Here is a 14,763-nt window from a genome sequence, read left to right as displayed (position 1 = left end):
AAAAATCCATATCATGAAAAAAATATTAATAGTTGACGACCAAAAATTAGTCTTACTTTCTTTAGAAAAATGTTTAACAGATTTGGGATACGATGTAAAGAGTACCAACAATGTTTATGATGCAATTGCAGCTTATGATACTTATCAACCAAATTTAGTTATAGTAGATATAAATATGCCTGTTTTACCCAATTATGAGAATTTATTAGAAGTTGTAAATGTAAATGATAAAGCATCAGGTTTAGAGGTAGTAAAATACATCAAGAAAATTAAAAAACAAGATACTCCTGTAATGATATTGTCTGGAAATACAGAAGAGACAATTATTTCAAAAGGATTTGAATTAGGAGTTGAGGATTATATGAAAAAACCAGTTAGTTTAACAGAAATTGGTGTTCGTGTAAAGCGATTAATTGGTTCTGTCGAAACTTCAAATATTAATATAGAAAACACAAATAGATATATTCAAAGAGGATGTGTTGGAGTTGTTATTCCTTGTTATAACGAAGAAGAGAGGTTGTTAGGAGATGAATTTAAAGCGTTTGTTCACAAGAATTTAGGATACCATTTGTGTTTTGTAAATGATGGTAGTAAAGACAATACGTTAGCTGTTTTAGAAGAATTAAGAAAAGGAAAAGAAGATTACATAAGTATTTATGATTGTGAAAAAAATGGTGGTAAAGCGGAAGCAGTTCGTTTAGGAATGTTGCATTTAGCGGCACAAAATCAGTACGATTATATTGGGTTTTTAGATGCGGACTTATCAACAAATTTTGATGATTTTCAGGACTTAGTGACTACGATTTCTACTTCAAAATTTCAAATTGTAAGTGGTTCAAGAATGAGTAGAATGGGAGCAGATATTACTAAAGAGTCAGCTCGTGCCATTATAAGTAAGACCATTAATTTTATTATTAGAAAAACATTAGGAATGGAAATTAATGACACACAATGTGGTGCAAAAATTATGACTAAAGAAATTGTCGAGAACACTTTTCAAAGTAAGTTTATGACAAAGTGGTTATTTGATGTAGAAATTTTTATGAGAATGAAAAAAGTGTATGGTTCTAAGAAAGCTCAAGAATTAATATGCGAACAACCATTAAAAAGATGGATTCATGCAGATGGTTCTAAACTATCTATGAAAGATTCTGTTAAGATTGTTGGACAAATAGGACAGATAGCCCTTCATTACAGGTAAAAAATAGTTTGGTTTTTTGTTTTGATTTAAGCCCGATGACTTGATGATAAGTCGTCGGGTTTTTATTTTTTAAAATCACATACTTTTCTTCTGCTTCTCCACAAAACCATCAGCTTGAAGTTTTAGCAATTCCAGTGCACCCTTTTTCTTGTAATTATAAAGTTCTTTGTCGTCTTTAATATCAGCGTAAACCTTATCATAAATTTCAGCATCGGTTTTCTTTTGCAATTCGCTTTGGTATTTGTTTTGAGCTAAGACATTTATGATTCCCATTTCTTTGTCTTCTTGCTTATAATCATATTCACCTCTTGGAGATAATAATTTTGCAATAATAGGAGATGTTTCAATGGCTAAAAATAACAACATAATAAAGAACGAAGGTAACCATGGTAATTTGTCTAAAGCATTTATTCTTGCCATTAAACCATCAAAACCATCAATGATTGGTTGTGTTTCTGTTATCTTTTTATCCAAATCTACTTGAAGTAATTTTGCTTTTGCTTCTAAATCAGTAATTTTTGCTAGATTAGTTGTTTTTAAAACCGCTAAATCTTGTAAACCAGCATCATGTTTATCTCTTTTTTCTTTATAAACAGGACCTTTTCCTAATTTTTTTGTTCCTGCAGTTCCTTCAGCTTCTGTGATGTAAACTGCATATAAATCGTTAACTTCTTTTTCTTTTTTAGTAATGTCTGATTTTAAACTATCAATTTGAGCTTTGTTTTTATCTAAATCACTTTGAAAATAATTGGCAACTTCTTTTTTGTTGGCCAACATCATTGCATTTTTTTCTTTTAATAAAACTGTATTGATTTCTTTTTCAAATATTTTGATTTCCAAAGGTTTTGAAATTACAATAGCAATAATAACTGCTAATATAATTCGTGGAGTTGCCTGAATAAATTCATCCATAAAACTATCACGTTTCTTGATTGTTGAAACGATGAACCTGTCTAAATTAAAGATAAGTGAACCCCAAATTAAACCAAAGAAAACCGCAACATAATAGTCGTCAAAAACAGTATAAAGCGCATAAGAACCCGCTAAGAAAGCCATAACTGCTGTAAAGAAAACAGTTGCTCCAATTCCGGCATATTTGTTTTGTTCTCCATCAGAACAATTTTTAACAATGTCTTTATCGACACCAGAGCAAAGAATAAAAAAACGTTTTAACATAAGGATTGATTTTTGTTTTGATTGATAATGATTAGTACAAATTTAACGCCAAAAGTTACGAGATGTTGTAAATTATTGATAATTAGTTTTTTGGAAATAGAAAATCCGTTTACTCAATGAAGAATATACGGAATTTTAGTCGCTAAACCTAACAGGTTTTTAAAACCTGTTAGGTTTGTTAAAAACAACTATTTTTTATTATTTGTTTCAGCTAATTTTTCACCTTTTTCATTTACTCGATTTCCCCAACGGTTAAAGTATTCTATTTCACCCTTGTCGTTTTTGGAAAAAAAGTAAGTACTATTATTCATATAAATATAACCTTCTTTTTTGTCTTTAGTGTCAAAATCACTAAGCTTGTCTACTTTTAAAATGTTAGCTTTTTCTATTTCATCTAAAGATGCTGGTTTAATTTTTATGTTTTCTGATTCATATTCAAAATTTTTATTTGGTAACTTCTTTGGATCTTTTGTTATTTCAGTTTTATCTAGTTTTGTTATTAATTCTTTATCAAGTATTAAAATTCCAGTTCTAGTATAATATTCTTTTTTATCGTTTTCTTTAATTACAAAATAGACATTATCTTCAAAATAAATATAACCACTTTCTTTTTTTGTTTCTGATGACTTAGTTGGGTTCTCTAAATTTGATGCTCTTATTTCAATTGTTCCACCCATTTTGTCATTTGGCATTTCAAATGATTCTGAAAATCCTTTTTCAGTATACAATCTGGCTTGATTTTCTTGTGGAAAATTTTTACTTCTAGCATTTTTATAAACATGACTGTTATTAAAATACACAAAGTCTGAAGAATTATATTTATTTAATTCAGAGTTATTTACATGTTTTCCATCAATCCAAATGGCATATTTTGTTTGGTTTTTAAAATCTTTAAATTGAGTTTCAGAAACTACTAACTTTTCAGGTTTTGGTGGTGGTGGTGGAACTTGCATTTTTTCTTCTTCAGATAGTTCAGTATATTTTTTATCTGTGATAACTTTCCCATCTTTATCTTTGATGATAACTCTTGTATCACCATAATACTCATTTAATTCTTTGTGAGGAAAATTAGATTCAGCTTGTTTTTTCTCTTGTGCAACTAAATCTGTACAAAGAAAATAAATCATTAAAGTCAATAATGGAATGATTCCAGCTTTTTTAATAAAACCAGAAAATTTTGAAGTGGTTTTTGTCATCATAATAAGACGTTTTTTAGTGATTAAATAATTCAAATTACTGGCCAAGTAATAGGTTGCGTTTCCATTTGTGTTCAACAATAAAGATTGATAAAATGAAACGTTTTTATGTGTTTTTACAACTTTCTCATCTGCAATAAATTCGTGATTGAGTTGGATAGCTTTTTTGTAGAAATAAAGCACTGGATTAAACCAAAAGATAATTTTTAATAGTTCAATGCATAAAATATCATAACTATGGTTTTGATTTACGTGTGTTAATTCGTGATCATATAATTCATTTTCGATAGTTCTATTTTTATATGATTCTTTGTTTATAAAAATATAATTTAGAAATGTATGCGGGATTGTTTTTTGATTCAATAAAACTAAAGTGGCATTTTTATAGCTTACTGTTTCATTGGATTGAATTGTTTTCTTGAAGTAAAGAATGTTTTTTAGAAATCTTACTAGTAGAACGAAAGAGATTATGATATATAAACTCCATAATAGATTAGGAGTGTAGTTTGTAGTTTCTTTTATTGGAATATTATTTCCAGAATCAATTAATATTGGCAAGTTTGTTGTTAATGGAAAATTCTCAATTTCTTGAATAATTTCGATTGAAATAAAAGGAATAATAAGAGAAATTACGATTGAAAATAATAAGTAAAATCGATTAAATTGATGCATTTTTTCGCGTTCTAAAAACAAATGATAGAAAGCTAAAAATGCAATTAAACTAACGGTTGATTCTAAAAGGAAATTTATCATTTTTTCTTTTTTTGAAGTTCTACATCAATTATTTTTTTTAATTCTTCTAATTCTTTTTCCGATAAATTAGTTGCTTTGGTAAAAAAGGAAGCAAACTGAGAAGCAGAATCATTGAAGAAGTTTTTGATTAATCCGTTTACATGTTTAGAGAAATAATCAGATTTTCTTACCAAAGGATAATATTCTCTTGAATTTCCGTACAAATTATAAGCTATAAATTTTTTATCAGTCATTCTTTTTAATAAGGTTGCAATTGTTGTTGTAGCTGGTTTTGGTTCAGGATATGCTTCTAATAAATCTTTCATGAAAGCTTTTTCAAGTTTCCAAAGGTGTTCCATTAGTTGTTCTTCTGTGTTTGATAATTGCATTTTGCTCTATGTTTTTAGAATTAACTCTACAAATGTAGAATAATATTTCAATACTACAAGTGTAGAGTTGAAATTTAACATTTAATTTCACTTGAAAATGATTTTGCGTTAAGGATAGTAGCAATTGTTTGAGCTCTTTATTGTTTGTCAAAACAATAAAAGCGAGTGCGTATAGCCTGACCTTGTTGTAGAATTATTTTGAATTTTACTTTAATTTTGAACAACAAGGTAACGCCCAAATAAAAAAAATCCGTTTACTCAATGAAGAATAAATGGATTTTAAATTAAATATTGATTTGACTATATTTTCACAAAGTCATTTTTCAATTCTTATTTTTTAACAATTTTGAATTCAGACGATTTGCCTTCTGTATTGACTTTTACCACATAAACTGAAGCAGCTAAACCTGACATGTTAAGTGTAACTTCAGTATTATTTGAAGTACTGTTTTTTACTCTTCTTCCGCTTAAATCATATACATCAATGGAAGTAATGTTTTCAGAATAACGAACAGTAAACATATCTAAAACTGGGTTAGGATAGTAACTTAATTTTGTTAAATCAAAAGTAGCATTACCTAAAGCAGTAACGTTAACACATGCACTTCTAACAGTACAACCATTTTTAGTTATATCAACTGCATAACTTCCAATAGCTGTAACTAAGTAAGATTGAGAAGTTGCTCCACTAATTGGAGTAAACGATCCATCACAAAGTAACCATTGGTATGTTGCTCCAGTTTCAGTTGCAGATAATGTATCACCTGATTGCGTAGTAGCATTACTTGGTGAGGCATTGATTGTTAAATTTAAAGTTCTAGTTACACAATTTGTAGTAGAAGTATAAGTTCCACCTGTTGTATAAGTAGTTCCGTTAGCAGCCCAAGTATACGTATCACATGCTGTTACAACTTCGTTTGGTAAAGAAGAACTTGTTGTGATTGTTAAATTTAAAGTTTCTGTATTACAACCATTGACTGAAGTATATGTTCCACTTGCAGTATAAGTCATACCATTTTCAGCCCAAGTATAAGAATCACAAGCTGTAATTGTTGTACTGTTTGATGTTAAAGCATTTACTGTAATATCAGTTGTTGCAGTATTTACACATGAATTACTATTGGTAGCTGTAGTTGTAATAGTTTCTGTTGCAGCAATATTTGATTTATAATAAACCATTGAAGCAGCAGTATTTGCAACATAAGGAACGGTTGCTAAAGCATCTGAATATAGGTTTGTTGCAGGTGACCAAGTTACAATATTAAGTTTGCTTGCTGTAACTTTAACATCATCAATAATAAAATTATCACCGTCATTATTTACCATTACGAAAGCAACATAAATTTGTTGACCTACATATGCACTTAAATCTACAGTTTTTAGTTCATATGCTAAAGGAGAGGTATTTAGAGTCGTTTCTGTCCAAGATGCAGCGTTAGTAAAAGATGCAATATCAGTTGCCGAAGTTGTAGAAACTTTAACAAAATATGTTGATCCAAAATCAGAAGCGAAACCTTGTCTAGCATTAAATGTTAAACTTGGAGATGTTACATTTGTAAGATTTATCAAAGGAGTTACTAACCAATCTTCAGCATTTCCACCAGTTACGGATTCATATCTAACAAAAGCTGCACCAGTACCAGTATTTGATAATGTACTAGATGTCCAGTTATATGCTGTTCCTAATCCGTTAGTACCAATATACGATGTCCAGTTTGTAGGCGGAACAACATTTTCAAATCCTTCACTTAATAAAGTGACTATGTCGCTACTAGATGCATTTAATGTTACAATTTCATTTGCACAAACAGAACTGTTTGAAGCAGTAATAGTAGCAGCAGTAGGTAAAGCATTAACCACAATAGTAATAGAAGATGTTTTAGTACATCCTGTTGATGTATCAGTTCCTGTAACTATATAAGTAGTAGTTGTTGTTGGCATTACTGTTAAAGTATTTCCAATAGTTGCTAAAGCATCATTCCATAAATAGGTATAATTGGTGTTTGTACTAGAAGCAGTTAAAGTAGTAGACCCTCCTACGCATATAGCAGGATTGTTAGCTGTTGTAGAAATTGCAATTGGTTCTGTAACAGTTAATACTGCATTTGTATTTGTTGTTCCGTTCCAGAATCCATTGTTAGTTGCGCCGTATACATAAGGGCCATTATTTAGTCTCCATCTACTTGCAAAATAATGATTACCTGATGCTAGACCACTATAATTAACTTTAAACTCGTCATTATTACCAACATCTACATTATAAATTGCTGGAGTCCAAGAGGTTTCGGTCCATGTAGCGGGGTCTGTATCATTGCTTGAACGACCTATCCATACTTCAATACCTGTACCTGCAGCAGTGTTACTTGCATTTGTTACACCATTTTCATAACCTTGAGTATATACATCTACAGATTGACAAGTTTCAATTGACGACACTACACCAGAATTGTTTAATACTATAGCTTGTAAGTTTGCAAAATCAACCGCATCTGTTGGTTGTGAAACTACCTCAAAAGTATAATCAACATATTCTCCTCTAGCTACGGATACACTGCAGGGATTACTAGGTGCAGTACTGTTATAATCTACAATTACTCTCATTCTATAGTTTCCATTTGCTGTGCCAGCCGGAACAGTAATACTAGCGCCAGAAGTCGTAGTAACATAGCCGGCAGAAGTATAAACTCTTTCTGTTGTTTCAAATATTAAATTATTGTTCCAGTCTACCCATACAGAAATACCTGTCGTTGGCCCACCAGCTATAATAGAAATTGGAGTAGTTGTACCCGCAAAATTTGTTATTTTATCAGTTGCTGAAGCATTTTTATAACCACCTGCTGTGCCAGATGCAGAACTGTATGCCATATTTGTTGCAGCAGTTGTTGAAGTGAAAGAAGAGATCCACGAATCTTGAGTAGCTGTAGAAGGGACGCAATATCCTGTATTTGCACTCCCTGCACTTACCCATACACTTTGTTCTGAAACTGTACAATTAGATCTTATCCATATAAATTGCACTGTATCAGATGGTAAGCCAGATATTGTAGCAGAAGTAGTAGTAGAAGTAACAGAGTTTGTTGCATCTAAAACAGTTGCACCTGTAGGAGCTGTATTTGTTGTACTAAAATAAACTTTATAACCAATTGCAGGTGCTGTAGAAGGAGCTGTCCATGATGTTGTTAGAGAACTAGTTGTAAATGTTGTAATACTTGGATTAACGGGTGCTAAACATGAAGGGATTGCTTCCCAAATAACATCGTCGAAATAATATGACTTTCCATCAGATGGTGTTTTTATTGCTAATCTTGCACCAGTTGGAATCGTGTTTGGTACTATTACCGTATAATCTGCACCTGAGGTATAAACGGTGTTATTTAAAGTCAAATCCTCAATAGAAACAAAAGTAGAAGCGTCTGTTACACTTGTTACATATCCAATATTTAAAATGCCAGGTACGGAAGTAACTCTAGCTTTTAATTTTAATCTATGAGTTCCAGCATTTACATTACTAAAAACTGGTAAAGCAACAACAATAGAATTCGCTGTTGTAGCAGTACTCATAAAAATATTTCTAGTTCCAGAAGCTGGGGTAGTAGACGTAATTGTTTGGCTACCTGGTGCTAAAGCAGGAACTATTCTTGCCCAACAAGAAGGTAAGATGCTTCCAGTAGTATACGAATCAAAATTTTCGGATAAAAGATCTACATCATTACAATTAGTTGTAAATGATCCAGCAGAATTCCAACCACTTATGTCTGATACGTTACAAGCAGATCTAACCCAAACAAAATATGTAGTCTCAGCATTTAAGCTAGAAATAGAAGTAGTCGTAGTTGAAACTCCTGTAATATTCGCAGGTGTAGCAGTAGTAGGAGCTGTATTTACAGTACTATAATAAACTTCATATCCATTGGTTGGAGATGAAGGAGAAGCTGTCCAAGCTAAATCCACAGAGTTTATTCCAAGATTGTTATATACAAATCCACTTGGTGCAATACATGTAGGAGGTGTCCACGTAAATGTTAATCCTGGTGCTGGGAAGTTTGTATTGTCTCTTGAAACAGTTGAAGAATTTGCAGTACCTACCGCAGTAGATGACCATGGATTTGCAACTGCACCTAATCTATTATTGAAATCAGCATTAGTAGCACCTCTCAAACCAATTTGGTTAATTCTACTTGTTGTACTAAAATTTGATTGTGGTCCATATACTATATTTACTTTATTGGTACTTTCTTCTAAAACTAATTGAAAGTTTAAATAAGTATTTGTTGCAGCACTAGTAGAGTAGTCATTATAACCAATCCATTCTATAGTAAAAACTCTGTTTGGTGCCACACCTGTAACTTCAGTAAAAATTTTACCCGTTCCATAACGAATAACTGCGGCTGCAGAACTTGAAGTTGCAGGAGCTGACATTGTAATTGTTTGAGCACCGGCATCAAATGCAACAATTGTAGCTCCAGATGGAATTCCATTCACATTATTCAATTGCTTGCCAACTTCCATTCCGTTAAATGAAGCAACATTGGTAATTACATCTGACCCAGAAGTAGTAACCCCTGTTGTGTAAAAGAGTCCCCAAAGATCTCTATTCATTACTCCTATTGCACCAGCGTAAGTGGTTGTTGCAGATATAATAGCAGAACTTGTACTAGTGGTTGCCCCAAAAGTCACACCTCCATTTGAATTGGCATACAGTTCAGTGTAGTTTACACCATTAAAATTAAATGTAAAAGGAAGAGGTATTATCCATCCACTTGAATCATAAGTGTTTATTGTACTTGCCTCGCTTCCTGAAACTAATGTCCCAGTTGGAGTAATACTGTTAAACGAACCATTACTTTGCGAAAAAGTATAACTAGATACTTGTGCAGTAATCATTTGTGTAGTGCTAAATAGAATAAGCATTATTAAAAAGGTCTTTTCTAATCCACAATACAATCTACGTGTTTTTTCGTAATTTTTTTTCATATTCGGTAATAAATTGTGTATATAGCAAATGTAATGTTAATTATCTATTAAATTGATAAAGTAAAAAATATATTTTAGTCAATCTTCAGTATCAATAAATACTAACTTCTTTATAAAAAAGGTATTTATTTTTAAAAGTGTTTGATTTTCTATTTGTAGGAAAATAGCAACTTTATTCTGCTCTTTTTATTAAGTACACAAGAATTTGTTGCATATTTTAAAGTTTAAGGGTTGAGATTTACTTCACAGAATTTTATTTTTGATAACAGTTCAGTGCACTACACATGGAGTAATTGTTTGAACTCTTTATTGTGTGTAAAGGCAATAAAAGTCAGCGCTTATAGTCTGTTCCTATAGCCTTATTATTACCAATTTAAATGTAAAAGTTAGCAACAGGGTAATGCAAAAAAATCCGTTTACTCAATGTTGAATAAACGGAAGTTAAATTTTTGAAATTCTGAAGATTTTAAATCAAGTTCAGCATGACAGATTTTAGATTATTTCGACAATTCAACGAAATATTTATAAAACAATGGTATTGTTTCAATACCTTTTAAGTAATTGAAAATACCAAAATGTTCGTTAGGTGAGTGAATTGCATCTGAATCTAAACCAAAGCCCATTAATATAGTTTTTGATTTTAATTCTTTTTCAAACAAAGCTACAATAGGAATACTTCCACCAGAACGAACAGGAATTGCTGGTTTTCCAAAAGTTTCTGTATAAGCTTTGTTGGCGGCTTTATATCCAATGCTGTCAATTGGTGTAACATAACCTTGTCCACCATGATGAGGTGTAACTTTTACTTTAACACTTTTTGGAGCAATATTTTCAAAATGATTTTTGAATAATTCTGTTATTTCTTCCCAATCTTGATTAGGAACTAATCGCATAGAAATTTTTGCAAATGCTTTACTAGCAATAACTGTTTTTGCACCTTCACCAGTATATCCACCCCAAATTCCGTTGACATCTAATGTTGGACGAATTGAATTTCTTTCGTTTGTTGTGTAACCAGTTTCACCATAAATATCATCAATGTCTAATGCTTTTTTATAGCTCTCTAATGAAAATGGAGCTTTTGCCATTTCAGCTCTTTCTTCTAATGATAATTCTTCAACTTTATCATAGAATCCTGGAATTGTAATGTGATTGTTTTTGTCATGAAGAGATGCAATCATTTTTGTTAATATATTTATTGGATTGGCAACAGCACCACCATATAAACCTGAATGTAAATCCCTGTTTGGACCCGTAACTTCTATTTCAACGTAACTTAAACCACGTAAACCTGTTGTTATTGAAGGTTGATCGTTTGAAATCATTCCAGTATCAGAAATTAGAATTACATCATTGGCTAATTTTTCTTGATTACGTTCTACAAACCAACTCAAACTTTTAGAACCAACTTCTTCTTCACCTTCAATCATGAATTTCACGTTACAAGGTAAACAATCGTTAGCAATCATATATTCAAAAGCTTTTACATGCATGTACATTTGACCTTTATCATCACAAGCACCACGAGCAAAAATAGCTCCTTCTGGATGAATTTCTGTAGTTTTTATCACAGGTTCAAATGGAGGCGAAGTCCATAATTCAATTGGATCTGGTGGTTGCACATCATAATGTCCGTAAACCAAAACAGTTGGTAATGATTTATCTATAATTTTTTCTGCGTAAACAATAGGATAACCTGGAGTTTCACATAGTTCTACAAAATCACAGCCTGCTTTTTCTAGACTTTCTTTTACAGCGTCAGCAGTTGCAATAACATCATGGGAATAAGCACTATCAGCACTTACAGAAGGGATTTTTAGTAGCTCAATTAATTCGTTTAAAAAGCGTTCTTTATTTTCTTGAACGTATTGTTTTATGTTGTTCATTTTGAGATTTTAATGATAATGTCAAAAATACAAAAAAATAGATGGTAAAAAAATTTACAAATCTTAATTTAAATATAAGAATTATTTTTATATTTGCACCCTCATAATACGAGAAACCAAATTCGCGGGTATGGTGAAATTGGTAGACACGCCAGACTTAGGATCTGGTGCCGCAAGGTGTGAAGGTTCGAGTCCTTTTACCCGCACTGAAGCTCAAACTAAAGTTTGAGCTTTTTTATTTTTTAATATTTTCTAAAAAACAAAACCCTCTAATTGCTTAGAAGGTTTTGAATCTTAAAATAAACTAACTCGAAATTTACTTTATTGTTTTATGAGTTTTTTTGTGGCTTGATTATCATTATTGTCAATTATTTTAACTAAGTAAACTCCTTTTTGTAAATCTGAAATAGAAAGCGATTCATCACTAAATTTATTAATAAACGATTTAACCAGTTGTCCAGTTACACTATAAATTTCAATTTTCTTGGTATTAATTGAAACGGTAAAAGCGTCATTAACTGGGTTTGGATATATAATAAAACTTGTTTCAAAATTGAAATTATCGTCTTTTAGTACTGCTGGTTGATTTCCATAAATTCTAAATCCACCTGAAGGAATGTTTATTTGTGCAGAAGTACTTGTAACTGTAATAGATGAATTATCCATTAAATTATACCAAGTTCCTGTATAAGGGAAGTCTGGAGTTACATTTTGAGCTGCGACAGAAAAATTAGCTAAGATGACAACATTTTTTAATTGTGTAGAAGGTAATGAGTTGTCATATACATAAATTCTTTGTCTGATATTGTTTCCATCAGGACTTATAGTGTAATTTCCATTAAAAACAGGAAGGTTTTTCTTAAAATCAATAAATTTTGACCAATTATTATAGACAACACTTCTTGTAGCGTCAGTTAACCAGTTATTTGTCCATTGAGGTTGTGGTTTTGTTGCTAGTTTACAATCACCAGCAATTGGGTCTGTTTCATTGTTAACAGTTCCGTTTTCACACGTATAGATTGAATTATTCATTCCTAATTCACCAAAATGCCAAATCATTTTTGGACCAGGAATTAAAATACTTGTTGCACCTATAGCTGACATTCTCATGATTGAATTGGTAAGGTTTCCGTTTGTAGGGCTTGTTCCACCACCATTACCGTAAGTTATTGCTTCGTATACCAATCTGTCTTTGTCATGACTTTCAGGATATCCAATTAATCTTTTACCTGTAAAACCTCTACTAACATGTCCCATTCTTGTAATGTCTGCGTTAGTTGCAAATCCCATTTCAAGCTGTTTGTATGGTTCAAACAATTCTCCCCACATTAAAATTCCTTTTCCTTCATTTAATCTATAGTTTGCCCATTGTTGCTCTTCATTATCTTGTCCTAAATGTTCAAAAATGGCAATATGTGTTGGATCAAGAGACCAAGAATAATCAACATATTCTTTTAAAACATCAACCCTGTCTTGCTGGTAAGCATTTGTTTGCGAATCACTTCCAGTTGCATTTTGAGTAAATCCTTTGGTTAAATCCCATCTAAATCCATCTATTTTATATTCCTCAATCCATTGTTTAACGACTCTTTTAACGTAGTTTTTTGTTCTAGGTTGTTGGTGATTAAAGTCATTTCCAACACTGTAACTATGTGTAGCAATTTGATTGAAGTAAGGACTTTCTGAACTTGGTTCTCCCCAGCCATCACCATCAGGATCATTCATCCACATTCTTACCATTGGATTTCTTCCAAAAGCATGATTTAGAGCAACATCCAAAATTACCGCAATACCATTTTGGTGGCATAAATCTATAAATTCCTTAAACTTATCACTTGTTCCATAATATTTATCTAAAGCTAAATGAAAAGAAGTGTTGTATCCCCAACTTTCATTTCCTTCATATTCCATTACAGGCATTAATTCTATGGCATTCACTTTGAGATTTTTGAAATAATCTATTTTATTAATCAAATCTTGAAAGTTTCTATTTGTATCAAAATCTCTAATTAAAACTTCATAAACAACTAAATTGTCTTTATTAGGTTTTACGAAATTTGTTACTTGCCAATTATAAGCTGTTTGTCCAGTTTTTAAAACTGTAACTTCTCTTTCTTGGCCAGCTGGATATGATGGAATATTAGGATATGATGCAGCAGGAATGTATTGGTCATCAAAAGGTGATAAAACTAATGTAGAATATGGATCAGCAGTTTTTACTAAAGAAGGTGAGTTAGCAATTGGAGTTTGATCTACAACCCAGTATTGGTAAGTTTCTGTTTGACCTGATGTTAATCCAGTTAATTCTAACCAAAATTTAGTAGAGCTAGGATCTTTTTTCATTGCATAAGCTGTATTTGGTTGCCAATTATTAAAGCTTCCTGCTACGTAGACAAAATCTTTATTTGGAGCATCTAAAACTAAAGTAGCTTTTGTTGGATCTGCAGAATTATAATTAATACCATCTTGTAAACCAGAAGGAATGGCTTGAGTAACCGTATTTGGATTTACAAGTACATTGAATTTTCTGGTTATTACTGAGGAGTTTTGTGTAACAACTAATTCATAATTAGTATTCGCAGTTATATTTGTATGATTAAAAGAGTAACTTGTAGTAGAAGTATTAGTATTTATTGAAATGCCATTAGCCATTAAATTATAAGAAGCATTTCCACCAGTATTTGTAGCTGTTATATTTAAATTGTCTCCTGAATTAATTATAGTTGTACTGTTGTTTACAGGTGAAGTTAAATTAACTTGATAAGTTCCTACGTTAAAAATGAAATCTGTACAACTAGGTGTTTTTTTCATTTCTTGATTGCCAGCAGCATTTCTTAATACTAATCCAATTTTTGTAGCGTTTGCTTGTTGTGTTGTGTTTAAATTGAAATAGGTGCTTGGTGTAATTGTAATACTCCAAATTCCTCCACCTTGGTTCGTCATTAAACCAACACCATCATCTTGTCCCCAATTTCCAACAACTGCGAAACCAAAAGCATTAGTGTCATCACCAATACCTGCATGCATATAAACTTTATTTGTAGTAGTGGGAATTGAATTACAGCTACTTTGAGCCAAGTTTACTGTAATGGTTATAGGGTCAGTTACATTAAATGTTGAAGGAGATATTGTAACTTGTGCATTTGATATAAATGAGATTATAAAAGTAAATAATATAAGTAAGTTTTTTTTCATAACAATGTTTTAAA

Annotated in this window: 7 protein-coding genes and 1 tRNA gene; 2 read left to right on the top strand and 6 right to left on the bottom strand. The window is 31.4% G+C overall.

Features of this window, described 5'->3' with window-relative positions:
• Positions 1-13: 13 nt before the first annotated feature.
• Positions 14-1,201 carry a glycosyltransferase gene (locus AABJ49_RS06015; protein WP_338376964.1) on the top strand — a complete coding sequence of 396 codons (1,188 nt, stop codon included), beginning with the start codon at positions 14-16 and terminating at the stop codon, positions 1,199-1,201.
• Positions 1,202-1,276: 75 nt separating this feature from the next.
• Here AABJ49_RS06015 and AABJ49_RS06010 read toward each other — a convergent pair whose 3' ends face one another.
• The 5 genes from AABJ49_RS06010 to AABJ49_RS05990 all read right to left on the bottom strand — a co-directional run bounded on the left by AABJ49_RS06010 (position 1,277) and on the right by AABJ49_RS05990 (position 11,554).
• Positions 1,277-2,377 (bottom strand): DUF4407 domain-containing protein, encoded by a 1,101-nt coding sequence (locus AABJ49_RS06010; RefSeq protein ID WP_338376962.1) that lies wholly within the window; start codon positions 2,375-2,377, stop codon positions 1,277-1,279.
• Between the two features lie 188 nt (positions 2,378-2,565).
• Positions 2,566-4,326 (bottom strand): M56 family metallopeptidase, encoded by a 1,761-nt coding sequence (locus AABJ49_RS06005; protein WP_338376960.1) that lies wholly within the window; start codon positions 4,324-4,326, stop codon positions 2,566-2,568.
• A complete protein-coding gene (locus AABJ49_RS06000; RefSeq protein ID WP_338376958.1) occupies positions 4,323-4,694 on the bottom strand; it encodes a BlaI/MecI/CopY family transcriptional regulator in 372 nt (123 codons plus the stop codon). Before AABJ49_RS06000 ends, AABJ49_RS06005 begins: the two co-directional genes overlap by 4 nt.
• A gap of 330 nt (positions 4,695-5,024) precedes the next feature.
• On the bottom strand, positions 5,025-9,668 hold the full coding sequence (locus AABJ49_RS05995) for a choice-of-anchor J domain-containing protein (RefSeq protein WP_338376956.1): 4,644 nt from the start codon (positions 9,666-9,668) through the stop codon (positions 5,025-5,027).
• Between the two features lie 497 nt (positions 9,669-10,165).
• The gene (locus tag AABJ49_RS05990; RefSeq protein WP_338376954.1) at positions 10,166-11,554 is read right to left on the bottom strand and encodes a dipeptidase; all 1,389 of its coding nucleotides are present in this window, start codon (positions 11,552-11,554) and stop codon (positions 10,166-10,168) included.
• A gap of 124 nt (positions 11,555-11,678) precedes the next feature.
• On the opposite strand from AABJ49_RS05990, the gene AABJ49_RS05985 reads away from it, so the two are divergent.
• A tRNA-Leu gene (locus tag AABJ49_RS05985) sits at positions 11,679-11,760 on the top strand.
• A 115-nt stretch (positions 11,761-11,875) separates the two neighbouring features.
• On the opposite strand, the gene AABJ49_RS05980 is transcribed toward AABJ49_RS05985, so the two are convergent.
• Positions 11,876-14,749, bottom strand: a complete 2,874-nt coding sequence (locus tag AABJ49_RS05980) for an alpha-amylase family glycosyl hydrolase (protein WP_338376952.1) — start codon at positions 14,747-14,749, stop codon at positions 11,876-11,878.
• Positions 14,750-14,763 lie beyond the last annotated feature (14 nt).

The organism is uncultured Flavobacterium sp., assembly GCF_963922255.1.
Classification (GTDB): Bacteria; Bacteroidota; Bacteroidia; order Flavobacteriales; family Flavobacteriaceae; genus Flavobacterium.
Note: the sequence above shows the minus strand (reverse complement) of the source record. Positions and strands in the feature narration are given on the sequence as shown.

Coding starts and splice junctions, on each gene's coding strand:
- AABJ49_RS05995 (WP_338376956.1), bottom strand. CDS start 9,668: ATGAAAAAAAATTACGAAAAAACACGTAGATTGTATTGTGGATTAGAA.
- AABJ49_RS05990 (WP_338376954.1), bottom strand. CDS start 11,554: ATGAACAACATAAAACAATACGTTCAAGAAAATAAAGAACGCTTTTTA.
- AABJ49_RS06010 (WP_338376962.1), bottom strand. CDS start 2,377: ATGTTAAAACGTTTTTTTATTCTTTGCTCTGGTGTCGATAAAGACATT.
- AABJ49_RS05980 (WP_338376952.1), bottom strand. CDS start 14,749: ATGAAAAAAAACTTACTTATATTATTTACTTTTATAATCTCATTTATA.
- AABJ49_RS06000 (WP_338376958.1), bottom strand. CDS start 4,694: ATGCAATTATCAAACACAGAAGAACAACTAATGGAACACCTTTGGAAA.
- AABJ49_RS06005 (WP_338376960.1), bottom strand. CDS start 4,326: ATGATAAATTTCCTTTTAGAATCAACCGTTAGTTTAATTGCATTTTTA.
- AABJ49_RS06015 (WP_338376964.1), top strand. CDS start 14: ATGAAAAAAATATTAATAGTTGACGACCAAAAATTAGTCTTACTTTCT.